Source organism: Arthrobacter bambusae, from assembly GCF_022606295.1.
GTDB classification, from domain to species: Bacteria; Actinomycetota; Actinomycetes; order Actinomycetales; family Micrococcaceae; genus Arthrobacter; species Arthrobacter bambusae_A.
Map to the genome: position 1 here is coordinate 13,164 of NZ_JAHHZS010000014.1, position 23,282 is coordinate 36,445.

The 23,282-nt window shown below is 64.9% G+C and carries 22 protein-coding genes; 12 read left to right on the forward strand and 10 right to left on the reverse strand.

The genetic code is table 11. From position 1 onward, the window contains the following. Nucleotides 1-60: 60 nt before the first annotated feature. The gene (locus KNN17_RS11380; protein WP_241709162.1) at nucleotides 61-606 is read left to right on the forward strand and encodes a gluconokinase; all 546 of its coding nucleotides are present in this window, start codon (nucleotides 61-63) and stop codon (nucleotides 604-606) included. Next, nucleotides 603-1,976 (forward strand): GntT/GntP/DsdX family permease, encoded by a 1,374-nt coding sequence (locus KNN17_RS11385; RefSeq protein WP_241709163.1) that lies wholly within the window; start codon nucleotides 603-605, stop codon nucleotides 1,974-1,976. Before KNN17_RS11380 ends, KNN17_RS11385 begins: the two co-directional genes overlap by 4 nt. 91 nt (nucleotides 1,977-2,067) lie before the next feature. On the opposite strand, the gene KNN17_RS11390 is transcribed toward KNN17_RS11385, so the two are convergent. From KNN17_RS11390 to KNN17_RS11410, 5 genes are all read right to left on the reverse strand, one after another. After that, nucleotides 2,068-2,829: a MerR family transcriptional regulator gene (locus KNN17_RS11390; RefSeq protein ID WP_241709164.1), complete on the reverse strand. Its 762-nt coding sequence runs from the start codon at nucleotides 2,827-2,829 to the stop codon at nucleotides 2,068-2,070. Nucleotides 2,830-2,908: 79 nt separating this feature from the next. Next, a complete protein-coding gene (locus KNN17_RS11395) occupies nucleotides 2,909-3,787 on the reverse strand; it encodes an anti-sigma factor (protein ID WP_241709165.1) in 879 nt (292 codons plus the stop codon). A gap of 1 nt (nucleotide 3,788) precedes the next feature. Further along, the gene (sigK, locus tag KNN17_RS11400) at nucleotides 3,789-4,385 is read right to left on the reverse strand and encodes an ECF RNA polymerase sigma factor SigK (RefSeq protein ID WP_241709175.1); all 597 of its coding nucleotides are present in this window, start codon (nucleotides 4,383-4,385) and stop codon (nucleotides 3,789-3,791) included. 230 nt (nucleotides 4,386-4,615) lie between these two features. Then, nucleotides 4,616-5,083, reverse strand: a complete 468-nt coding sequence (locus KNN17_RS11405) for a tRNA (cytidine(34)-2'-O)-methyltransferase (protein WP_078108363.1) — start codon at nucleotides 5,081-5,083, stop codon at nucleotides 4,616-4,618. Nucleotides 5,084-5,117: 34 nt separating this feature from the next. Next, complete coding sequence (locus KNN17_RS11410; protein WP_241709177.1) at nucleotides 5,118-6,071, reverse strand: J domain-containing protein; 954 nt, start codon at nucleotides 6,069-6,071, stop codon at nucleotides 5,118-5,120. Nucleotides 6,072-6,281: 210 nt separating this feature from the next. On the opposite strand from KNN17_RS11410, the gene KNN17_RS11415 reads away from it, so the two are divergent. From KNN17_RS11415 to KNN17_RS11425, 3 genes are all read left to right on the forward strand, one after another. Beyond that, a complete protein-coding gene (locus tag KNN17_RS11415) occupies nucleotides 6,282-7,187 on the forward strand; it encodes a diacylglycerol/lipid kinase family protein (protein WP_242598745.1) in 906 nt (301 codons plus the stop codon). Nucleotides 7,188-7,422: 235 nt separating this feature from the next. Continuing rightward, nucleotides 7,423-8,088 carry a helix-turn-helix transcriptional regulator gene (locus KNN17_RS11420; protein WP_241709180.1) on the forward strand — a complete coding sequence of 222 codons (666 nt, stop codon included), beginning with the start codon at nucleotides 7,423-7,425 and terminating at the stop codon, nucleotides 8,086-8,088. A 64-nt stretch (nucleotides 8,089-8,152) separates the two neighbouring features. Beyond that, nucleotides 8,153-9,421, forward strand: coding sequence for a cysteine desulfurase family protein (locus KNN17_RS11425; RefSeq protein ID WP_241709181.1), 1,269 nt, complete (start codon nucleotides 8,153-8,155; stop codon nucleotides 9,419-9,421). Here KNN17_RS11425 and KNN17_RS11430 read toward each other — a convergent pair. Beyond that, the gene (locus KNN17_RS11430; protein WP_241709182.1) at nucleotides 9,400-10,638 is read right to left on the reverse strand and encodes an NAD(P)/FAD-dependent oxidoreductase; all 1,239 of its coding nucleotides are present in this window, start codon (nucleotides 10,636-10,638) and stop codon (nucleotides 9,400-9,402) included. The genes KNN17_RS11425 and KNN17_RS11430 overlap by 22 nt on opposite strands. Before the next feature lie 224 nt (nucleotides 10,639-10,862). Between KNN17_RS11430 and mnmA the strand changes: the two genes are divergently transcribed. From mnmA to KNN17_RS11455, 5 genes are all read left to right on the forward strand, one after another. Beyond that, entirely contained in the window at nucleotides 10,863-12,002 is a 1,140-nt protein-coding gene (gene mnmA / locus KNN17_RS11435) for a tRNA 2-thiouridine(34) synthase MnmA (RefSeq protein ID WP_241709183.1), read from the forward strand. Between the two features lie 262 nt (nucleotides 12,003-12,264). Continuing rightward, nucleotides 12,265-13,893 carry an ABC transporter substrate-binding protein gene (locus KNN17_RS11440; RefSeq protein WP_241709184.1) on the forward strand — a complete coding sequence of 543 codons (1,629 nt, stop codon included), beginning with the start codon at nucleotides 12,265-12,267 and terminating at the stop codon, nucleotides 13,891-13,893. Between the two features lie 115 nt (nucleotides 13,894-14,008). Continuing rightward, on the forward strand, nucleotides 14,009-15,097 hold the full coding sequence (locus KNN17_RS11445; RefSeq protein ID WP_241709190.1) for an ABC transporter permease: 1,089 nt from the start codon (nucleotides 14,009-14,011) through the stop codon (nucleotides 15,095-15,097). A gap of 1 nt (nucleotide 15,098) precedes the next feature. After that, complete coding sequence (locus KNN17_RS11450; RefSeq protein ID WP_078108372.1) at nucleotides 15,099-16,133, forward strand: ABC transporter permease; 1,035 nt, start codon at nucleotides 15,099-15,101, stop codon at nucleotides 16,131-16,133. Beyond that, nucleotides 16,130-17,839 carry an ABC transporter ATP-binding protein gene (locus KNN17_RS11455; protein ID WP_078108373.1) on the forward strand — a complete coding sequence of 570 codons (1,710 nt, stop codon included), beginning with the start codon at nucleotides 16,130-16,132 and terminating at the stop codon, nucleotides 17,837-17,839. Before KNN17_RS11450 ends, KNN17_RS11455 begins: the two co-directional genes overlap by 4 nt. 81 nt (nucleotides 17,840-17,920) lie before the next feature. Here KNN17_RS11455 and KNN17_RS11460 read toward each other — a convergent pair whose 3' ends face one another. Continuing rightward, nucleotides 17,921-18,580: an NADPH-dependent F420 reductase gene (locus KNN17_RS11460; RefSeq protein ID WP_241709192.1), complete on the reverse strand. Its 660-nt coding sequence runs from the start codon at nucleotides 18,578-18,580 to the stop codon at nucleotides 17,921-17,923. 78 nt (nucleotides 18,581-18,658) lie between these two features. On the opposite strand from KNN17_RS11460, the gene KNN17_RS11465 reads away from it, so the two are divergent. Together KNN17_RS11465 and KNN17_RS11470 are read left to right on the forward strand one after the other, a co-directional pair. Continuing rightward, nucleotides 18,659-19,045 carry a chorismate mutase gene (locus KNN17_RS11465; RefSeq protein ID WP_059387536.1) on the forward strand — a complete coding sequence of 129 codons (387 nt, stop codon included), beginning with the start codon at nucleotides 18,659-18,661 and terminating at the stop codon, nucleotides 19,043-19,045. Between the two features lie 4 nt (nucleotides 19,046-19,049). Next, nucleotides 19,050-20,087, forward strand: coding sequence for a hypothetical protein (locus tag KNN17_RS11470; protein WP_241709194.1), 1,038 nt, complete (start codon nucleotides 19,050-19,052; stop codon nucleotides 20,085-20,087). Nucleotides 20,088-20,105: 18 nt separating this feature from the next. On the opposite strand, the gene KNN17_RS11475 is transcribed toward KNN17_RS11470, so the two are convergent. The 3 genes from KNN17_RS11475 to KNN17_RS11485 are packed head-to-tail and all read right to left on the reverse strand — an operon-like array spanning nucleotide 20,106 to nucleotide 23,278. After that, the gene (locus tag KNN17_RS11475; protein ID WP_241709196.1) at nucleotides 20,106-20,837 is read right to left on the reverse strand and encodes a DUF4166 domain-containing protein; all 732 of its coding nucleotides are present in this window, start codon (nucleotides 20,835-20,837) and stop codon (nucleotides 20,106-20,108) included. A 55-nt stretch (nucleotides 20,838-20,892) separates the two neighbouring features. Next, nucleotides 20,893-22,185: a DUF58 domain-containing protein gene (locus KNN17_RS11480; RefSeq protein ID WP_241709198.1), complete on the reverse strand. Its 1,293-nt coding sequence runs from the start codon at nucleotides 22,183-22,185 to the stop codon at nucleotides 20,893-20,895. A gap of 49 nt (nucleotides 22,186-22,234) precedes the next feature. Continuing rightward, the gene (locus tag KNN17_RS11485) at nucleotides 22,235-23,278 is read right to left on the reverse strand and encodes an AAA family ATPase (protein WP_241709199.1); all 1,044 of its coding nucleotides are present in this window, start codon (nucleotides 23,276-23,278) and stop codon (nucleotides 22,235-22,237) included. Nucleotides 23,279-23,282: the final 4 nt, after the last annotated feature.

Sequence of the window (23,282 nt, forward strand, 5' to 3'; positions counted from 1 at the left end):
TAGCTGTGTCATATGCTTACTCTCGTTTAAATCATATTTAATTGAGAGAGGCAGACTTTGATGGCGAAGACTGCACAACAGCCGGTATTGGTGATCATGGGGGTCTCCGGTTCCGGCAAGTCGACAGTGGCCGGCGTATTGGCCGGCCGGCTGGGCTGGGACCTCGCCGAAGGCGACGACCTGCACCCGGAAGCGAACGTTGCAAAGATGCAGGCGGGGCACGCACTCAGCGATGAGGACCGTTGGCCCTGGCTGGACATCATTGCCGATTGGATCAAGGAGCGCACCGCAGCAGGAAAGCCGGGCATCATCACATGCTCGGCCTTGAAGAAGCGCTACCGGGACGTCCTGCGCGGCGAGGGCGTCGTGTTCGTCTTCCTGCAGGGGAGTAAGGACAAGATTTCCGACCGGCTGGCTTCGCGCCACGGGCACTTCATGCCTGCCACGCTCCTGGAATCCCAGTTCGACGCACTGGAAGCGCCCACCGAGGACGAGAACCACATCTCCCTGTGCGTCTCCGCTTCTCCTGCCGAAGAGGCAGACGAAATCATCGCACGGCTCGGCCTCGGGGCGCAGCCGGCACACACAACTGGAGACGTAGCGTGAACTGGACCGGGCACGACACCCAACTCCTCGTGGTCGCGGCTATCGGCATTGCGCTGATCGTGCTGCTGATCGCCAAATTCAAAGTCCACCCCTTCCTCGCCCTGGTACTGGGCTCGGCCTTCGTTGGCCTAGCCTCCGGAGTCGGGCTGGACAAGGTGGTCAGCAACTTCGAAGACGGCGTGGGCGGCGTCCTCAAGGAGGTCGGCCTCCTGATTGCGCTCGGCGCCATGCTGGGCAAGCTCCTGGCGGACTCCGGCGGCGCCAACCGGGTAGTCGATACCCTGCTTGAAAAGGCCAAGGGCAACAGGGTGGTCTGGATGATCACCCTGGTTGCGGTCATCATCGGCCTCCCGATGTTCTTCGAGATCGGGCTCGTCCTGCTGCTTCCGGTGATTGTCCTGGTCACCCAGCGCTCGCAGATGAAGCTCATGCGCATTGCCATTCCGGCGCTCGCAGGCCTCTCCGTGTTGCACGGCTTGATCCCGCCGCACCCAGGACCGCTCATCGCGGTCAGCGCGGTGAAGGCCGAACTGGGCACCACCCTGGCCCTTGGGCTCCTGGTGGCCGTCCCCACCGTCATCATTTGCGGACCGCTGTTTTCCCGTTTGGCCGCGCGCTGGGTTCCCGTGGATGCCCCTGCAGTGGCCGGCGGCGTCGACACCAAGCATGCCGTCGACCTGAGCGAAGTGAAGCGCCAGCCGACCTTCCTCGTCACCTTGCTGACCATCATTTTCCCTGTGGTGCTCATGCTCCTGAAGGCCATCGCAGACATTGTCTGGCCCGACGCCGCCCACGCACCCATGATCCGCACCGTCTTGGACTTCGTCGGGCAGCCCCTTGTGGCGATGACCCTGGCTGTGCTCGCGGCGATGGTGACCTTCGGCTACGCCGTTGGCTTCACCGGAAGCAAGATCACCGCCAAGCTTGGCAACAGCCTTGGACCGATTGCCGCGATCCTGCTGATCGTGGGCGCAGGCGGTGGCTTCAAGCAGACCCTGATCGGTGCCGGCGTCGGTGACGCGGTCAAGAAATGGGCCGAGGGCGCCAATATGTCGGTGCTGGTCCTGGGCTTCATCGTGGCCGTGGCGCTTCGTTTGGCCACGGGCTCGGCGACGGTTGCCACAGTGACGGCTGCGGGCATCGTTGCTCCCTTGGCGAGCAGCCTGAGCCCGACGCATGCCGCACTCCTTGCCTTGGCCATCGGCGCCGGCTCGCTCTTCCTGTCCCACGTCAACGATGCCGGGTTCTGGCTCGTGAAGGAACTCTTCGGCCTGACGGTCGGGCAGACGTTCAAGACGTGGTCGGTGATGGAGACGCTCATCTCGGTGGTCGCCTTCGGTTTCATCATGGTGCTTTCGCTGATCATTTAGCGGGGCTGCCCAAGAGCCAGTACGACGGCGGCCCGCCCCCCTGTGTTTCCAGTGGGGGCGGGCCGCCGTCGCGCTTTTCGGCAAGAATGCCCTACATGAGCTTTTCTGCCGCGTAGACCTTGATGCCTTCGAGCAGGTAGGGCGCCAGGCCGACCCGGACCTTGTCGTAGTTGGCAGTGAACCGGGGGTCGTCCACGTACATCTGTCCGAGGCCCAGGTAGGATTCTGCGTTGGGCGTCCAACTGGCGCAGATCCACTTGTAGTGCCTGCCGACGGCTGCCTGGACGTCCGGGTGGTCCGCCGGAAGGACGGCGTCGAAGCACCGGGCGAGATCCTGGTTCAGCGACGCATACTCCTCCATGAAGGCCTGCTTTTGGGCCGTGGTCATCGCCGAGTGGCGGGCCTTGCTCTCCTCGACGGCCCGATCGCCCCAGCGCTCGCGCGCTTCGGCTTCGTAGGGGTTGTTGTCGAAATCCTTGAAGATGTTCTCCGCGGTCATGGTTTCTCCTTGACGTAGTGCTGCGATAGTGGCGTCGACCGTCCGGGACATGCGGTCCAGTCGGTCGCGCTCGGCCAGCAGCCAGTTCCTGTGCACGGCAAGTGCCTCCACGGGGTCGGCCTGGCCATCCAGAACTTCGCCGATGGTCTCGAGCCCAAGGCCAAGTTCACGAAGCAGGAGGATCCGCTGCAGGCGCAGCAGTTCGGGCTGGCCGTAATACCGGTAGCCGTTGTGTCCCGTTCGGGCAGGTTCCAGGAGCCCGAGCTGGTCGTAGTGGCGCAAGGTCCGCGAGGAAACCTTGCTGGCCTTGGCCAGCTCGGAAATGGTCCAGGTATCTGCCTTGTCCTGCTTCATGTATCCAGCGTAAAAGTTGACGTTACGTCAAGGTCAAGCCCGCCGCCAACGGCTCCTGTCGGGCCAGAGCCGGCCGCTCCTACGCGAGAGGCGCCGCGGCAACCGTGGGAAGGGTTGGTTTCTTGGAGCCGCCCACAGGTTCAACCGTGATGCCGATGGCCGCCGCGCTGGAAATGCCGGAGACAACCGCCGGGTGGCTCAAGGCTTGGGCGTCCATGAGTCCCTGGGATACGGGGTCGGAGCCGTCCTTGGGAATAAGCCACATCTGATATACCTTGCCGGCCGGGGGAGCCGGAACTCCATTCATGCGGACCACCACGGCGTTCTTAGAGGTGGAGATCGACACGGTGGCGGTGCCGCCGCCGTTGACGTCGACGGTCGCTTGCCGGACGTCGTTGGCCTGAAGCACTTGGTTCACGGGATCGTTTTGCCCGGCCACGTAGACGCCCACGCCTACACCGCCAAGCGCGATGACCGCGGCCGCCGCAGCGGCTGCAACCCAACCTCGGACTCCTCCGAAGCGTCGGCGATCCCGTCGGTTCCGTTCCGCGGCGAGGTCCACGACGTCGGGGGAAACGTGCGTTGCGGCGGCGGGCGGCGCTTCGGAAACGGAAGAAGACGCGGACGCTGCGCCGGTTTGTGAACTGCGTGGTTGTTGCGGGAGCTGCCGCAGAATGTCCTCCAGGAGTCCGGGAGGCGGTTCGGCCTCGTCGGCGAAGGACGTGGCAAGGGTCTCGCGTGACTGCCTCACCCGCTCAAGGAACGCCGGGCGTTCAGGCGCGGCGGCAATGTAGTTGTCGATTTCTGCTCGCTCGGCGTCGCTCAGGGCGTCGAGGGCATAGATCTCGGCAAGCTCCAGGACGCGGCCTTCGGCAAGATCAGTAGCTATGTCTGTGGCGAACATCCTGCGGAGGCCTTCCTTCCCGAAGTTCCGGTTGTTTTCATCGTGTTCGGTCATGTCAGCTCACCCCCAGGCAAGTCTTGAGTCGGAGAAGTCCATCGCGGATGCGGGACTTGATGGTCGGAATCGCGGCGCCGAGCTGTTCGGCGACCTCCCGGTAGGTGAGGCCGCCATAGTAGGCGAGCCGCACGGACTCCAGTTGCGTCTCCGTCAGGGTGGCGAGGCAACGGGTGACGGACTCGGCCTCGAGCCGGCTGGTGGCTTCTTCTTCCACGGAATCGTGGTCAAGGAGTTGGCTCGCGGCACCATATTTCGCTTCGCGGTCCGTGGCGGACTGGGCGGAGCGGACGCGGTCGATAGCGCGCCGGTGGGTGATCGTCATGAGCCACGCGAGCGGGCTGCCGGCCTCGGGATTGAATTTGCCCGCGTTTTGCCAGACCTGGATGAACACTTCCTGGGTGGTATCTTCGCTCAGGCCCGCATCCACCAAGACGCGCTTGGCCATGCCGAAGACCCTCCGCGACGTGAGCCGGTAGAACTCGCTGAAGGCGCCGCGGTCGCCCTCGGCCATCAACCCCAGCAATTCCGCAAGCTGCGCATTCGAGCCGGCAATCAGGCTGGGGGCCTCGTGGCCTCGCACATTGGGTGTATCCATCACTGTCCAGCATAGATTGCTCGTGACCCTGGCAGTACCAGAAGCACTGTGAGTCTTGAGAGTAGCCACCTGCGCCCCTTCCACGGCCGCCGCTTCACCGGCCCCTTGATTCGCAGGCCAGCTGCCCGCCCAGGCTTTGTGCCTGCATAGGGTATTCGGCGCAGGGCGAGCTTTGGATGGGTGATACGCGGCGGTCGCCTTGAGGCTGTCCGGGCGGCCGCTTGGCGTGGCTAGAGTTTCGCGCCCGCAAAACCGTGCTGGCGCCAGGCCTCGTACACCGCGATGGAAGCCGCATTGGCAAGGTTCAGCGAGCGGAGGGACGGCAGCATGGGAAGCCGGACGCGGGCCGTGACGTGCGGATCCTGCTTCAGCCAGGCGGGAAGTCCGACCGACTCGGGGCCGAACAGCAGGACGTCGCCTTCCTCGTAGGCGATGTCCGTGTAGGAGGATTCGCCGTCGGACGTGAATGCGAAGACGCGTTCTGGCTGCAGTGCCGCCCATGCGGCCTCGATGTCCTTGTGCACCGTGACTACTGCGAGGTCGTGGTAGTCGAGTCCCGCGCGGCGCAGTTTCGCGTCGGAGAAGTCGAAGCCCAACGGCTCCACGAGGTGGAGCTCCGCGCCGGTGATGGCGGCGAGCCGGATGGCGTTTCCCGTGTTGCCCGGGATTTCAGGGGTGTGGAAGAGGATGCGGAACACGTATCAATCCTAGCCAGCGAAAAGAGGGCGTTGCTCAGTGCATGCCGCGCAGCAGTCGGGCAAGGACCGGGACAACCACGGTGTTGGGCACGGGTCCTGAACTCAGGAACTGCTTGAGCCCGCGTGCCAGCCCGGAGGCGTTGACGATTTGCACCGACCCGAAATCTCCGTCCGTGCGCCTGTAATGGTCGATGACCGGCTCGTGCGGGTTGCCGTCCGGGCTGTGGACTACCACCCAGCCCGTCACATTCAGTTCCGGGAAGATCTCCTGCATGTGGCGAACGATCAGCTCGAGTTGGGGCGGCGGCACCGAGCGGCCGCCGTGCTTGAGCGCCACGCCGTCCCAGGCATAGGCGCCCTTGGGCAGCAGCATGGAACCGATCAGCGCCAAGCGGTAGCCGACAAGCAGGGCGTGATCGATGTGGCTGTCATCCGAGGGGGAGCGAAGCCCGTTGATGAGCCGTGCCGAAGGGATGGCGGGCAGGATCTGGCGGCTGATGAGCTGGACTGTCCGCATTTCGCGCTGAATGCGGGCTTCGGCGCCGAAGATCCCACGCTTCCGGGGAATCCCATGGATCTGCAAGGCGGCCTCGCGCTTGGAAATGAGGGGAATCTCCAAGGGATCATCGAAGGGCGGGACGTAGACGGGGGCGTCGCCGGCGGTGTTCCGCGGGGCATTCGGACGGTGGACCCCAGCCCGGGTTTCCGGTCCGGGAGCGCCGGTGCCGGCGTAGTCAGGCCTTTGCGCCGGGAACGGGGTTGTCCTGCCCGAAACGCCGCTCGCATAGCGGCGGTCGTACTCCGCCCGCCGCTTGGGATCAATCAGGGTCTCGTACGCAAGCGTGACTTGTCGAAAGACTTCGGGATCCCCGCCGTGGTCCGGGTGGGCGTTCCTCGCGGCCTTCCGGTAGGCCACTTTGATCTCCTTGTCCGACGCCGTGACGGGGACCCGGAGGACCTGATAGTGGGAACTGCTGCCCTGAGCCAACCACGGGCCTTTCTCTGGGATTCTGAAGATTCCCGCCGCCCTGTGCCGGAACGGCGATCTTGGCAAGTCTAGCCAGCCCACCATGAGAACGACGGCGGCCGGGGCTTTAGTTCCCCGGATCCCGCCCCTGCCGGTGGCATGATTCATGCTGTGAACTCCCCGGCCGGCCCCGATCATCCCTTTGACCTGCCCACCACCGGCTCCGACGGGCTGGGCGGTCGGCCGCGTCGATGGATCGTGCTGGCAGTCAATCCGACCGCAGCGTTCGGCCGGCACGCCCTTGCCGGGGACGAAGCCGCCCGCTGTCTCCGCGCCGCAGGCCTCGACGTCGTCGTCCTTCGACGCGACAGCATGGACGCCCTGCGGGAAGCCGTCGGCGAAGCGCTTCGTGCGCGTCCCGATGCCTTGGTGGTTGTGGGCGGCGACGGCATGGTCCATTTGGGCGTCAACTCGCTCGGCGGCACGGCCTTGCCGCTCGGGATTGTTCCCGTGGGTACGGGAAACGACATGGCCCGGATGCTTGGACTGCCCCTGAAGGACGTAGCGGGATCGTGTGCCCGTGTGATTTCGGCGCTCGCCGACGGCGGCCGGCTGATCGACGCGGGCCGCGTAACTTCCGGCGGACGCACCATGTGGTTTGCCGGGGCGGTATCCGCGGGATTCGACGCCGCTGTCAATGAACGGGCGAACTCCTGGAAATGGCCCAGGGGTACGCTCCGCTACACCCTCGCGATGCTCCGGGAGCTCGGATCGTTCCGGGCCATCAACTACACCGTGACGGCCGACGGCGCGTCATCGCGGGAGGGCGCCATGTTGATTTCCGTGGCCAACGTCCAATCGATCGGCGGCGGGATGCGCATCGTCCCCGATGCGGCGCCCGACGACGGGTGGCTGGATCTGTTTGTCGTCAAGCCCCTGTCCCGGCTGGCCCTCCTTGCGGTGTTCCCGAAGGTCTTTTCCGGCCGGCACACCTCGCACCCGGCGGTGGAAATCCGCCGGGTGCGCTCAGTGCGGCTTGGCGCGGAGAACGTGGTGGCCTACGCCGACGGCGAGCGGATCGGCCCCCTCCCGCTGGAGATCGACGTGGTTCCGGGCGCCTTGCGGGTCTTGGCCTGACCCTGGCGGTCAGCGGCGCCCGGCGACAGCCAGGCCGAAAAGGACCGGCGCCACGGTGAACACGGTCCGGAGGAACAGGAATGCCTGCCGCCGGGATCCATGGACATCAGCGATCCGGTCTTCGCTTGGGCCCAGGATGATGCGGTACTCATGATGCCTTCTTTCTAAAAGTGGATAATTTGATTTTAGGGAAGGATTAATCAATGAATGTTGATTTTAGAGATAAGCTGGATGCATGACCGGACTTCCCTGGCTGCGTCGGCTTTCCGCCTTGGCATCCCTCGACGACGGCAATCGCCGCCGCCTGTACGAGCACGTCTGCGGCGCAAATGACGCGGTCAGCCGCGACGAAGCCGCGATGGCCCTCGGTCTTCCCCGCAGCACGGCGTCCTTTCACCTTGACCGGCTGGTCCGTGACGGGCTCCTGAGTGTCGAGTTCCGCAAGCTCGGGGGCAAAGTGGGTCCGGGTTCCGGGCGCCCTGCGAAGTTGTACGCGCCTGTCGTTGAAGAGGTCGGCGCCTCGGTGCCTGAGCGCCACTACGACCTCGCCGGCGAAGTGATGGCCTCTGCCATCCAGGCCTTGATGACACAGGGGGGCTCCCCCCGCGAAGCGCTTCTCGAAACCGCCTACGCCCGGGGCCGCGAGGCCGGGAGCGTCGAGCCGCATTTCGAGGATGTCCTGGCCAACTACGGCTACAGGCCGGAAGCTGACGACGACGGCGGGTACTCCCTGGTCAATTGCCCGTTCCACCGGCTGGCCGAAAGCCACACGACTGTCGTCTGCGCCCTGAACGGCGCCTTCCTGAGCGGAGCGGCCGCCGCGTGCGGAATTGCCGAGGACCGGATCGCCGATGACAACCGGGAGGGCCATTGCTGCGCAAGGATCCTTCCCGCGGATTAGGGGGAGCGCCGGGACGGCACCTGCCGCGCAAGCCTGAATCGGTGTGCCTCGATAGACTTGGGTAGTGCCTGTTTACCTGGACCATGCCGCCACCACGCCCCTGGCCGCTGTAGCTCTCACCGCCATGACCCGCGAGCTGGCGCGGACCGGCAATCCGTCATCGCTGCACGCTTCCGGACGGCGTGCGCGCCGATCCGTGGAAGAGGCTCGGGAAGCGATCGCGGCAGCCGCAGGGGCACATCCCTCCGAGCTCATCTTCACGTCCGGGGGAACCGAAGCGGACAACCTCGCCGTCAAGGGGCTGTACTGGGCCCGCCACGACGAAGACGGCCGCCGCAAGCGGATCCTGTGCTCCGCCGTCGAGCACCACGCGGTGCAGGACACGGTCGAATGGCTTGAACGTCACGAAGGAGCCGAAGCGGTCTGGCTCCCCGTCGACTCCCAGGGCGTAGTGCAACTCGACGCTGTGCGGGCGGAGATGGAACGAGACCCGGGATCGGTGGCCCTGGTCACTGTCATGTGGGCAAACAACGAGGTGGGCAGCATCCAGCCCGTCAAGGAGATCGTGGACATCGCCGCCGCCCACGGCATACCCGTGCACTCGGACGCAGTCCAGGCGTTCGGCTCGATTCCCCTGAGCTTCCGCGACTCAGGGCTCGCCGCGATGTCGGTCTCCAGCCACAAAATCGGCGGACCCGTCGGCGTGGGTGCCCTCTTCCTGGGGCGTTCCACCAAGGTCGTTCCCGTCCAGCACGGGGGTGGGCAGGAGCGCGACGTGCGCTCGGGGACCCTGGACACGGCCTCCATCGCGGCATTCGCCGCCGCGGCTGAGTCTGTTTCCCACAACCTGGTGGCAGAGCGCGAACGGATCGGCGCCTTGCGGGACCGGATCATCGACGGCGTCAAGGTCGCCATTCCCGAGGCGGTGCTCCGCGGCGCGCCCGGCGACGCCCGGCTTCCCGGCAACGCGCATTTCACGTTCCCTGGCTGTGAAGGCGATTCCCTGCTGTTCCTGCTGGACCTCGCGGGCATCGAATCCTCCACTGGCTCCGCGTGCACCGCGGGAGTCCCCAGGCCCTCGCACGTCCTGCTTGCCATGGGGCTGGACGAGGAGACCGCCCGCGGGGCGCAACGATTCAGCCTGGGACACACTTCGAACGACGCCGACGTCGACGCCCTGCTCAAGGCCCTTCCGGACGCGTATGCCCGGGCGAAGCTTGCAGGAATGGCCGGTCACGAGTCCAGCATCCAGACCGCAGCCACGGTGGCCCGGAGCCACGGCAGCGTCCCTGCCGGGATCCCGGCCGGCGATCAGTCTCCGGACAACAACTGATCCAGCGGAACAGCGGGATCCACCAGGCGGGCCACATCCACGGGTATGCGCCCCGAAATGAGCGCCTTGACGGGCTTCTGTACCCGCTGCCGGTTGACACTCATGCCCGCCACCACCGCACCGTCCCGTAGCCAGAAGGCGAGGAAGCTGTTCTCCTCCAACGCGCCCCGGATGACGGGTACGGAACCTGCCGCGAGGGTGGGATATCCCCAGTACTCCATCGAGACGTCGAACTGGTCCGTGTAGAAATACGGGACGACGTCCAGCATCGCGTCCTGTCCCAGCATCGCCTTGGCTGCGACCTTGCCGCCGTTGAGGGCGTTGGACCAGTGCTCGCTCCGGTGGTGATCGCCGGTGAAGGGGTGGAGGGCGTTGGCGACGTCTCCGGCCGCGAAAACGTCCGGGCTGCTGGTCCGGAGCGAAGAATCCACCACGATTCCGTTGCGGATGTCCAGCCCTGCGGCTTCGGCGAGGCTCGTATCCGGAACCACGCCGACAGCCACCACCACGAGGTCGGCAGGAAGCACTTCGCCGGAGTTGGTGACAACGGCGCTCGCCCTGCCCCCGGTGCCGGTGATCTCCGCTGCGCTCGCAGGGAGCCGGAACTGCACACCGTGCTTTTCGTGCAGGCTGCGGAAGAAGCCCCCTAGTTCGGGGCCGATGGCCGTGCTGAGCGGGACGTCTTCAAGCCCCAGCAAGGTCACGCTGTTGCCGTAGCTGCTCGCGGCTGCGGCGAGCTCCATGCCGATCCAACCCGAGCCGACCATCACCACAGTCCGGCCCCCGCCGGACAGTTCTTCCTTGAGTCGCCGGGAATCATTGAAGGTCCGGAACGTCATGACGCCCGCAAGATCGGAAGCAAGGAGGGGAATCCGGCGCGGCTGCGCCCCGGTGGCGATCAGGAGCTTGCTGAACTTCAGCCCGGTTCCTGACTCCAGCTTCACCGTGTGGGCGGCAGGATCGGCGGTTGCGACCGCCTCGCCAAGGAGGAGTTCGACGTCGTTCTCCCCATACCAGCCGGCCGCCAGCACCGGGACGCTGTCCTCGTCGGCCTTGCCCAGGAGAAATTCCTTGGAGAGGGGAGGGCGCAGGTAGGGGAGCTCATTCTCGGCGCAGACCACGGTGATGCGGCCCTGGAAACCTTCGGAGCGCAGGGTTTTTGCCGCCGTGGCACCGGCGAGTCCGCCGCCTGCGATAAGGATGTGTTCAGTGTCCATGGTGACTCGATTCGCGGGGCGTGGGCGGTTCGCGTGGCCAGGCTGCGTGTGGATGAATGAATGCGCACTCGGCCGGGATCTAAAACTGTTTATTTTGACTTTAGAATCGTCCGCGACGGTGGTCAAGGCATTTTTTGAGGCGGATTCCCGCGGGCGCTAGAATAGTTGGGCGCGCCTCGTCTCTTCCGCGCAAATCTTCCCCCCAACATCAACAGAAAGCCAGCATGCGAGTTCTTGCAGCCATGAGCGGCGGAGTCGACTCCGCCGTTGCCGCCGCCCGCGCCGTCGAGGCAGGGCACGACGTCGTTGGCGTCCACTTGGCGCTGTCCCGCATGCCCGGAACGCTGCGCACCGGGAGCCGAGGCTGCTGCACCATCGAAGACTCCCGCGATGCCTGGCGCGCGTGCGACGTCCTGGGGATTCCTTACTATGTCTGGGACTTCTCGGAGCGCTTCAAGGAAGACGTCGTCCAGGACTTCATCGATGAATATGCTGCCGGCCGCACTCCCAATCCCTGCATGCGCTGCAACGAGCGGATCAAGTTCGCCGCCCTCTTGGAGAAGGCTGTCGCCCTCGGATTCGACGCGGTCTGCACCGGCCACTACGCCAAGGTCATCCACGACGCGGACGGCAATCCCGAACTCCACCGAGCGGCCGATTGGGCCAAGGATCAAAGCTATGTCCTCGGCGTCCTGACCCACGAGCAGCTTAAGCACTCCATGTTCCCGTTGGCGGAGACCCCCTCCAAGGCTGAGGTCCGCGCCGAGGCCGAGCGCCGCGGCCTGTCCGTGGCGAACAAGCCGGACAGCCATGACATCTGCTTCATCCCGGACGGCGATACCGCCGGCTGGCTCGCCGAGAAGATCGACATGACCACCGGCGACATCGTGGACGAGGCCGGAACCAAGGTCGGGGAACACCCCGGGGCCAACGCCTTCACCGTAGGCCAGCGCCGCGGCCTCAAGCTCGGCACCCCTGCCGCTGACGGCAAGCCGCGCTTCGTGCTGGAAATCCGGCCCAAGGAAAACAAGGTGGTTGTCGGGCCCGAAGCGCTTCTGGCCATCGACGAGATCCGTGGAATCAAGGTGTCCTGGGCAGGCGTGCCCATTGCTGAGGTTTCCACGGGCGCCGAGTTCGACTGCCACGCCCAGGTCCGCGCCCATGGTGATCCGGTTCCTGCCAAGGCTTCGGTCGTGCGGCACACCGACGACGCCGGCATCGGACGCGAAGGCCTCGTGGTGACTCTTGTCGAGCCCCTGCGCGGGGTGGCTCCCGGGCAGACAATCGTGCTGTACCAAGGCACGCGTGTTCTCGGCCAGGCAACCATCGACGCCGCCCGTTCCCTGCAGCGCGCGGAACTCTAGGGCCGCGAATTCCGGCGACTTTCCCGGGGGAGCACCGGCAATATTGTTAGCGCTAACAAGTGCGCTTCTCGACACTGGAAGCGCCCTGACGTGGCCCGCGTAGCCGACTTCGAGCCAAAAGAAAAGTAAATTTTGTGTCTCAACTCACAAAATCAAACGTTTCACCAAAAATGCTTCTGATTGAATCGTGGAGTCAGGAGTATGTGCTCCGAGAAAATTACCCACGGCGGTTCGCCGTATCCATCGAACAGAAAGTTCACTGATGGCATTGAACAAAAAAGCCTTGCGCAGCGTTATCGCGTTCGCGGGCATCTCCGTATTCGCTCTGACGGCCTGCACGGGCCCGGCGGGCGGCGGCGGTTCAGCATCTTCAGCTGCAAGCGGCCCGATCGCTTATGGCACCACCGACAAGGTGACCGCGCTCGACCCTGCAGGCTCGTATGACAACGGTTCCTTCATGGTGATGAACCAGGTCTATTCCTTCCTCCTCAACTCGAAGCCAGGAAGCGCGGACCCGGTTCCGGACCTGGCAGCGTCGGCGTCGTTCACGTCGCCAACCGAGTACACCGTGAAGATGAAGCCCGGACTGAAGTGGGCCAACGGCCATACGCTGGACTCCACGGACGTCAAGTTCTCCTTCGACCGGCAGCTCAAGATCAACGACCCCGCTGGTCCTGCTAGCCTGCTCGAAAACCTGGACAGCGTCAGCGCCCCTGACCCCAGCACTGTCGTTTTCAAGCTGAAGCTCGCCAACGACCAGACGTTCCCGCAGATCCTCAGCAGCCCGGCCGCGCCGATCGTGGACCACCAGGTCTTCCCGGCCGACAAGCTGCTTTCCGATGACGACATCATCAAGGCCAAGGCGTTCTATGGCCAGTACACGATCGACAGCTACAAGAAGAACGAGCTCATCAGCCTGAAGGCATACCCTGACTACCAGGGTGTCCTGGGCAAGCCGGCCAATGACGCCGCCACGATCAAGTACTACGCCGAGCCGACCAACATGAAGCTGGACATCCAGCAGGGCAACATCGACGTTGCAAACCGGAGCCTCAGCGCCACCGACGTCGACGACCTCAAGAAGGACTCGAAGGTCAAGGTCAACGTTGGTCCCGGCGGCGAGATCCGCTACATCACGTTCAACTTCAACACCATGCCGTTCGGCGCCAAGGCACCCGATGCCGACCCGGCCAAGGCACTTGCCGTGCGCCAGGCAATCGCCAACCTCGTTGACCGCCAGGCCATCGCGGACCAGGTCTACAAGGGCACCTACCTGCCGCTGTACTCCAACGTCCCCAGCGGATTCCTGGGCGCCAACGAGTCGTTCAAGGACGCTTACGGTGACAACGGAAAGCCGAGCCTGGACAAAGCCAAGAAGGTCCTTTCCGACGCCGGCGTCAAGGACGTCGTCACCCTGAACCTCCAGTACAACCCGGACCACTACGGCAAGTCCTCGGGCGACGAGTACGCCATGATCAAGGACCAGCTGGAAAAGTCGGGCCTCTTCAAGGTCAACCTGCAGTCCACCGAATGGGTGACCTACAGCAAAGCCAGCCGTGCCGACGAGTACCCGCTGTTCCAGTTCGGTTGGTTCCCTGACTTCAGCGACCCGGACAACTACCTGACCCCGTTCTTCCCGAACGGCGGCTTCTTGAAGAACCACTTCAACGACCCTGCCGTGACAGACCTCATCAATAAGCAGCTGACCACCACGGACAAGTCGGCTCGCGAATCCACCATCAAGGACGCCCAGAACGCTTTGGCAAAGGACATTTCCACTTTGCCGCTGCTCCAGGGTGCCCAGGTTGCCATCTCGGCACAGGGCGTGAACGGCGTCGACAAGACGCTTGACGCTTCCTTCAAGTTCCGATTGGGAACTATTTCAAAGTAAGCAGCCGGTAGGGGGAGGCGGGTGCCAACAGGTGCTTTGCCTCCCCTTATTGCTGATTGCCTCACATTTTGAGCAAAACCCCGCGCGATCCGCGGGCAATGACCTTTAGGTAGCAATGACAACACTTATAGAGGTGCCCGACGTCGAACCGGACGCGGTCGCTCCCAAGAGTAAATCAGCGGGCGGGGGTCTGGGCAGGTACATCGTGGTCAGGTTCTTCCTGATCATTCCCACGATCTTCATCCTCGTGACCTTGGTTTTCTTCCTCATGCGGGTCATCGGAGACCCCATTACCGCAGCCCAGGGCGGCCGGCTTCCTCCGGATGTCCTGGCGCAGAGAATCCACGACGCCGGTTACGACCGGCCGATCATCGTCCAGTACTTCGAATACCTCGGCCAGCTGGTCACAGGCAACTTCGGCACTACCATCACCGACCGGCGCCCCGTCGTCGAAATGCTGTCGACCTTCGGCGCGGCCACCCTCGAGCTGTCGATCAATGCGCTGATCGTGGCGCTCGCAGTCGGCATCCCGCTGGGCATGATCGCCGCTCAACGGCGCGACAGGGCGACTGACGCTTTCCTGCGCTGCTTTGCGATCCTCTGCTACGCCACCCCGGTGTTCTTCTCCGGACTCCTGCTCAAGCTGACGTTCTCCGTTTGGCTCGGCTGGCTCCCCGTGGCCGGGCGTGTGTCCACCCGAACCGAGCTGGCCATGGGCCAATTGGCCGCCCCCACCGGCATCTATTGGCTTGACGCCCTCCGCAGCGGCAATTTCAACGCACTCGGCGACGTCGTGTCGCACGCCGTGCTTCCTGCTGTTGCCCTCGGTCTGCTGACCGCCGGCGTCTTCCTGCGCCTCGTCCGGACCAACGTCATCGGCACGCTGGGCAAGGACTACGTCGAAGCCGGCCGTTCCCGTGGCGTCAGCGAGTTCCGCCTCGTGACCAAGCACGCCTACAAGCCGGCGCTGATCCCCATCATCACCGTCATGGGCCTGCAGATCGCCCTGATGCTCGGCGGAGCCGTGCTCACAGAGACTACCTTCGAATGGAAGGGCCTTGGCTACCAGCTGGTCCAATACCTGAATGCGAGGGACTTCGTCGCGGTCCAGGGCATCGTGGTGCTGCTGGCCGTCATCGTCGCATTCACCAACTTCGTCGTGGACGTCGTCGCCGCGCTGATCGACCCGCGAGTGAGGTACTGACATGAGCACTGCAACAATTTCAGGACGAAAGAAGTCCTTCCTGTCTGGACTTCCCGTCATTTCCCACGTCAACAAGAGCGTTGGCCTCCAGCGGGGCATGCTCATCACAGGGCTTGTGCTGACCGGGCTCTTCCTTCTCTCGACCGTGCTTGCGCCGTTCATCGCACCGTACGGCTATTCCCAACTAAGTGACGCTTCCGGCTCGTTCCCCACCCAGGAGGCCCCCAGCAGCAAGCACCTGCTCGGCACCACGGTGGGCGGCTATGACGTTCTTTCCCGCGTCCTATGGGGTTCACAGACCGCGGTGACCGTGATCGTCGTCGCCGTGGCGATGTCCATCTTCCTCGGCGTGGCGCTGGGCCTGCTCAGTGGTTACTTCGGCGGCTGGCTGGACCGGGTGCTGGTAGTCATCGCCGATGCCATCTACGCCTTTCCTTCCCTGCTCCTGGCGATCGTCATGTCGATCGTCATCAGCCGTGGCCAGTCGAGCTTCTGGGGCGGCATCCTCGCCTGCGCCTTCTCGATCACCGTGGTGTTCGTTCCGCAGTATTTCCGCGTGATCCGGGCCGAGACCATCAGGCTCAAGGCCGAGCCGTTCGTGGAATCGGCCATGGTCCTGGGTGCTTCCAGCTTCCGGATCATCACCCGGCACATCTTCAAGAACGCCACCCGGACGCTTCCGCTGATGTTCACCCTGAACGCCTCCGAAGCGATCCTGACCCTGGCCGGCCTCGGCTTCCTGGGCTTCGGCATCGAACCGTCCTCAGCCGCAGAGTGGGGCTTCGACCTCAACAAGGCCATGGCAGACGCGTCCTCCGGCATTTGGTGGACGGGCGTCTTCCCGGGTATCGCGATCGTCCTCACGGTGCTGGGGCTGACCCTGGTCGGCGAGAGCATCAACGATCTCAACGATCCCCGGCTACGTGGTCGCAAGCGTGCTGGAGGCAAGGCCTCCCGCTCGAAGGCCACGGCAGGAACCGACGGCAAGAACACAGGGGCCACCACCACTCCTGAACCAGAAGCAGGTAAGGCATGACCACCAACATCGGCAACATTTCGGACCAGCCGCTGCAATCCGGCCAGCCGGTCCTGGACATCGAACGGCTCAAAGTCACCTTTGCCACGGACAGCGGCGACGTCTACGCGGTCAAGGACGTCAGCCTCGAGGTCAAAGCCGGCGAAGTCGTGGCGATCGTGGGGGAGTCGGGTTCCGGCAAGACTGTTACGGCCAAGACCATCCTCGGCTTGCTCCCGGAGACAGCCATCAGCTCCGGAGCCGTACTGATCAACGGCAACAACGTCATCAGCGTCAGCGCGTCCAAACTGCGCAAGATCCGCGGCCGCGACGTAGCCATGGTCTTCCAGGAGCCGTCAACGGCCCTGAACCCGGTGTTCACGGTCGGCTGGCAGATCGCCGAAGGCATTCGGGCCCATGCCTCGGACGGACACCGCATCTCGGCCAGGGAAGCCAAGAAGCGGGCTACCGAAGCCCTGCGCAAGGTAGGCATCCCCGATCCGGAGACCCGCGTCAACTACTATCCCCACCAGCTTTCGGGTGGGCAGAAGCAACGCGTGGTCATCGCTGCCGCGCTTGCCTTGAACCCGGGTTTGATCGTGGCGGACGAGCCGACGACCGCCCTGGACGTCACGGTCCAGGCCGAAATCCTTCAGTTGCTCCGGGACCTGCGGGACAAGTACGGCACCTCGATTGTCCTCATCACCCACAACATGGGTGTCGTGGCCGACCTGGCGGACCGCGTCGTGGTCATGTATCAAGGTGACGTCGTGGAAGAGGCTACTTCCAGGGTGCTCTTCGCGGAGCCCAAACAGGACTACACCAAGAAGCTGCTGGCCGCCGTGCCGCACCTCGGCCGCAACTCAGCGTCCGAAGGGGCCACTGAGCGCCTGCACCAAGGCGGAAAGGTCCTGGTTGAGGCAAAGAACCTCACCATCGAGTATCCAGGCCGCCTCGGCAAGCCTGGGTTCAAGGCCGTGGACAACGTCAGCTTCACGGTCTCTGAGAACGAGGTCTTCGGCCTGGTTGGCGAGTCCGGTTCCGGCAAGTCCACGATCGGCCGGGCCATCGCGGGCCTCAACAGGGCAACCGGCGGCAGCCTCAAGGTGCTTGGTTACGAAATGCTGGGCTTCAAGGAGCACACGTTCAAGCCGCTGCGCAAGGACATCGGCTTCGTCTTCCAGGACCCGGCCGCCTCGTTCAACCCGCACCTGACCATTGGTGAGTGCGTGGCGGAACCGCTGCTCATCCATACCCACCCCAGCCCGGCTCAAGCACGCCTGCGCGTGGCGCAGTTGCTCGAATCGGTGCAGCTGCCGGCGTCGTACGCTGAACGCTTCCCGCATGAGCTCTCCGGCGGGCAGCGCCAGCGTGCTTCGCTGGCGCGTTCGCTCGCGCTCAACCCGCGCCTCCTGATCGCCGACGAGCCGACCTCGGCCCTCGACGTGTCCGTGCAGGCAAAGGTCCTGGAACTGTTCAAGGACATCCAGGAAGAGTTCGGTTTTGCCGCGCTGTTCATCAGCCACGACCTCGCCGTCGTGGACATCCTCTCCCATTGGGTCGGCGTGTTGTACAAGGGCAAGCTCGTGGAACAAGGGATCGGCAGCCAGATCATGGGCAGTCCCCAGCACGACTACACCCGTAGGCTGATCGCCTCGCTGCCGGTGCCGGATCCTGACGAACAGGCCCGACGCCGGGAAGAGAACCGCGAGCTGCTGGGCATCTAGCCCGCCATCGAAGCGGTGATCCACAAGAACGGACATGCCCGCCCTTCTCCACGAAGGGCGGGCATGTCCGTTCCGTCTGGGCTATTCGGACACAATGCTGATGTTGAAGAGTTTGTCCTTCGGCTGGCGCATGAAGATCCGGAGCCACAGCGGCATCCACATTTCAAGGCCGCGGGCGACGTCGAGCCCGCCCAAGTCGTGGATGTGCTCCGGAATCCAACCGAACTCCCGCAGGAGCCCGACGACGGTGGCTTTCGCGTCCTCGTCGTTCCCCGCCACGAAGACGTCATGGGCACCATCGGCAAGCCTGAGCGGATCAACCATCAGCGGAGCAGTCAAAGTGTTGAGGGTCTTGACCACACGGGCCTCGGGGAAGGAACGCTGGATGGTCTCGGCAATGCTGTCGGTATTGCAGACGGAGAGCGACGGCGGGAACCCCGCGGAAAAGTCCAGCGGATTGGATACGTCCACCAGGACCTTGCCGGCCAGGTTCGCGGCCCCGGCCTCGCTCAATGCTGCGAGCGAGACCGTGCCCGGGGTCGCGTTGACCACGATTTCCGCGATGCCGGCCGCCTGGGCGAAGGAACCGGAACTCGCTCCCGGCCCTGCCTGCGCAGCCCACTCCGTACCCTTGGGATTGCCGGCCTCCCGGGAACCCATCATGACCTCGTGGCCGACCTCCACCAATTTGCTTGCCAGGGCATGCCCTACCATTCCGGTGCCAAGAACTGCGATTTTCATGCGTGCTCTCCTTATCATCGGCGTGGACATGCCCATTCTGCCCCTCAAGGCCCGGCCGGCACACCCTAGACTGGAGGAATGACCGAGCAGAACCACGCCCTCCCCGACGCCGACTCCTTCGATCCTTCCGCCAGCTCCCTTGCAGGCCGTGTGGACCAGGCCGTCATGGACGAGCTGCTCTCCATCCGCTCCAGCATCGACAACATCGACGCCACCCTTGTCTTCCTCCTCGCGGAACGCTTCAAGGCCACCCAGAAAGTGGGCGTCCTCAAGGCGACGCACAAGCTTCCTGCAGGGGACCCGGGGCGCGAGTCCGCCCAGATTGCCCGGTTGCGCCGGCTCGCCGAAGAAGCGCACCTCGATCCTGCCTTCGCCGAGAAATTCCTGAATTTCATCATCAGCGAGGTCATCCGGCACCACGAGGCCATCGCCGAGGGCCACCAGGCTTCCATCGCGCAGGCCTGACGACGTGCCTGCCGAAACCACGCAGAACCAGGTCACCGCCACGGCCTTGGGTCCCTGGCCCGGGACTGATCCTGCCGAGGCGGCACGGGTGATCCGTGGCGAGCTGGGCAGCCCGCACCTGCCGTTCCTTGCCGAGCTTCCCGACCGCGGTGTCGGCTCGGACGCCCTCGGCCGGACTGCATCGCTTCTGGTCGAGCTGGCGATCGATGTCCAGCCACACGGCTGGCGCCTGGTTGACCGCCCGGGGAAAGACCTGCGGCGCGCCAAGTCTGCGCTTGCCACGGACATCAACGTCCTCGCCGATGTTGCCGGCTCGGAAGAGACCTCCGCCCGGGAACTCAAGATTCAGTTGCGGGGCCCCTTGAGCCTCGCGGCCGGCCTCTATTTGCACAATGGGGAGCGCGCCCTTCTTGATTACGGCGCCAGGAGGGACATTGCCGAGTCCCTGGCGGCCGGCGTCGCCGAGCACGTGTCCCGGATCCGCGATGCCGTGCCGGGCGCCGGGATAGTGGTCCAGCTCGACGAGCCGGACGTCTCTTCCGTGTTGGCGGGCACCATTCCCACCGCGAGCGGTTACCGCACCCTGCGCGCCATCCCGGTCGAAGAGGCCACGGGCGGCTGGCGTCTGGTCATCGACGCGCTGCGGGCCGCGGGAGTCGCGGAGACAGTGGTCTCGGTTCCTGAGATCGAAGCACCCATCCAGCAGATCCTCGCAGCCGGGGCCGACGGCGTCGCGCTTCCGCTCAAAGCACTCACCACGCGCCAGTGGGAACAGCTTGCCACCGCCGTCGAAGCGGGCAAACGTGTGTGGGCCGGCGCCCTCCCCGTAGAGAATCCGCGGGCAAACCTGCCACGCACCGCCGAACTCGTGGACAGCGTGTGGCGGCCTTGGCGCCAACTCGGCCTGCCGGCGTCGAGCCTGGGGGCCGTGCGTGTCACGCCGTCGGACGGGCTGGCCGGGTACTCGCCGTCGGGAGCCAAAGAGGTTCTGAACCGCTTGACCCAGCTTGCTGACGGGCTGAACCAGCTCGCGCTCGGTTAGCCTTTCGTCCGGCGCCTTCTAGACCCGCCGTTCCCACCGGTCCGGCTCGGCGTAACGGGGGAGGCCGACGGCGGCAGTCGCGGTGCGGGCCGCCGCGGCACCATCGGTCGCTGGTAGCGAGGGTGCCAAACGGTAATCGAAGGAGCCTGCGTAGACCAGGACCAGGCCCACATGGCGCTGAAGGACCTTCACCTGGATCCGATGTTTGCCTTCTGCCGCATCCCACCATTGCTCTGCGTAGGCTTTGGCGTCCAGGTAAGCCGGCAGGGCGAGCCTCAGGGGACCCAGGAACAAACGCGAGGCGCCCGAGACGCCGCGAAGCCGCCCCTCGGGCGTGACGTCCAGGTCCAAAGCCGTGGCGAGCCGGCGATACCGGCCCACGTAGTCGACCAGACGGGTGCCGTCGTTGCTGGTTTCCGCGACGGTGGTGTCATGGAACAAGCGGGTGTGCCCGGGGAAGAAGATTTCACGCCGGGCAGTGAGGCTGGAGCGCCCGAACGGGTCAAGGTGCGCATGATTTTCGATGCGGAACGGGATGCGCTCCCCGTATTCGGGGAAGAAGGCCTCTTCCCCGGCGACCGTGGCAAGGAGGGGGCGGAGCCATTTCTGGCGGCAACCGACGACGTCGAAGACGCCCTCGCCGATTCCGTAGTATCCGGAGCCCGGGGCGAGGGAGAAGTAGTCCTGGAGCTCGGGCTGCAATTGGCGGAACTTGGCGCCCAGCGCCAGCTCGTAGATGGGTGTGCTCATGTGCTTTCCTCGGATTCCGGGTAATTGAATTTTGTGGACACGGCGCCCGGCCGGGCTACAAGCGGCCTGCGGCCTTCAGCCGAATGTACGCATCCGCCAGGAGTGGCGGCAATTCCACGGGCTCGGCGTCGACTACCTCCGCGCCAAGCTGCCGCAATTGTGCGCTCACGGCCTCACGGTCCAGCAGGGCACGTTCGGCGGCCGAGGCACGGAAGACCTGGCTCGCCGTTGTGCGTTCCTCCTTCATCCGTCCCAGCAAGGGGTCCCGGACCGATCCAATCAGCACCACGTGCTGCCGCGCCAGTTGCGCTACCAAGGGGATGAGTCCCTCTTCCGGAGCGCCGCTGTCGAGCGAGGTCAACAGGACCACGAGGGAACGGTGCGCCGAAATGGCCCGAATCTCGGCCGGGATCCGGGCCCAGTCCATCTCGATCAGTTCCGCCTCGAGCGGAGCCATGGCCTGGACCAGGGAGCCGAGGAGATTGCCTTTCGCCGCCGAATCGACGCGCCCGCGGACGCGCCTGTCGAAGGCGAAGAAGTCCACGCGGTCTCCGCCCCGTTCAGCCAGCACTGCCAGCAAGAGCGCCGCCTCCATCCCGGTGTCCAGTCGGGGCTCGTCGTCTATCCGGGCTGCCGCCGTGCGCGAGGTGTCGAGCATGATCACGACGCGTCGGTCCCGTTCCGGCCGCCAGGTCCGGACGACGACGGCGGTGCGCCGGGCGGTGGCCCGCCAGTCGATGGAGCGCACATCGTCACCCCGGACGTAGTCGCGGAGGGAATCGAACTCTGTGCCGGCTCCGCGGATCTGCACGGCCGCCTTGCCGTCGAGCTCCCGCAGTTTCCGCAGCTTGGACGGCAAATGCCGCTTGGAATGGAATGGCGGCAGGACGCGCAGACGGCCGGGGAGGGCCACGGTACGTTGCCTGGCAGCCAGGCCAAGCGGGCCGAAGGAACGCAGGGTAACGTGCGGTGCGGTCAGCTCGCCGCGCCGCGTGGGCCTCAGCCGTACCGACACTCGCCGCCGCTCACCAGCCGGGATATCGGCGCGCTGGACCGCGGCGACGGTCCCGGCGGACGGCTGCCAGGCGTCCCGCACCAGCCCGCGGAAGGTTCGCCGGTTGCCGTTCTCCAGCGTCAGAACGGACTCCGTTTCCGAATGCAGGGTGACATTCCCAGGGTCCTTCCGCTGCAGGGCGATTTTCGCGGGCGATGCGGCCAGCACGATGTCGCACAACAACAGCGCGAGCAGGACGGCGGTGGTGAGAAGGACCGTGCTCCAGGCGGGAAACAGGACCAAGGGGGCCAACGCGGCGAAAACCAGCAGCACGAAGCGGCCTGTGATCGCCATTCAATACCCCTGGATGGTCATGGTTCGGACAGTCATGAGGCACGGCCTCTCAACGTGGCACGGGAACAGAAGCCAGGATGCTTCCGAGGACATCGTCTATGTGCACACCGTCCATTTGTGCCTCGGGACGAAGCCCAACACGGTGCCTCAAACACGGAAGGGAGAGTGCTTTGACGTCGTCGGGGGTGACAAAGTTGCGTCCGGACAACCATGCCCAGGCACGCGAGGTGTTCAGCAACGCCGTGGCACCACGCGGGGAGACGCCCAGCTGGAACGACGGCGCCGCCCGCGTCGCCCGCACGACGTCCACGATATAGCCGAGGATCTCTGGGGCAACTGTCACTCCGGCCACCGCGTCGCGGGCATTTTGGAGTTCGGCGGGCCCCGCTACGGGCCTGACTCCCGCCGCGGGCAAATTGCGTGGATCAAAGCCTTCCGCATGCCTTCGGACCACTTCGATCTCTTCTGCACGTCCGGGCAACGGCATGGACAGCTTGAGGAGGAAGCGGTCCAGCTGGGCCTCGGGCAGCGGATACGTGCCCTCGTACTCGACCGGGTTCTGCGTCGCGGCCACAATGAAGGGCGATGGCAGCGGCCGGGAAAGCCCGTCCACCGATACCTGTCGCTCCTCCATGGCTTCCAGCAGCGAAGCCTGGGTTTTGGGAGGCGTTCGGTTGATTTCGTCCGCAAGCATGATGTTGGTGAACACCGGTCCTTCGCGGAAGGTGAATTCCGAGGTGTGCGAGTCGTAGACGAGCGAGCCCGTGACGTCACCGGGCATGAGGTCCGGCGTGAACTGGACCCGCTTCGTATCCAGGCTCAGGGCGGCGGACAAAGCACGCACCAGCAGGGTCTTGGCAACGCCCGGAACACCCTCAAGCAGTACGTGCCCCCCGCACAGCAGCGCGATGAGCATGCCCGTTACCGTTGCATCCTGCCCGACGACGGCCTTGCCTACTTCGTGACGGACATCCAGCAACGCTTTGCGGGCAGTATCGGACGTCGCAGGGGCCGGCGCCGGTTGCCCGTGCGACGCCGGGCCTCCCGAGTAGCCATGGTCGCCGTCTGTAAAGCTGTTCGCTTGATTGCTCATTGTT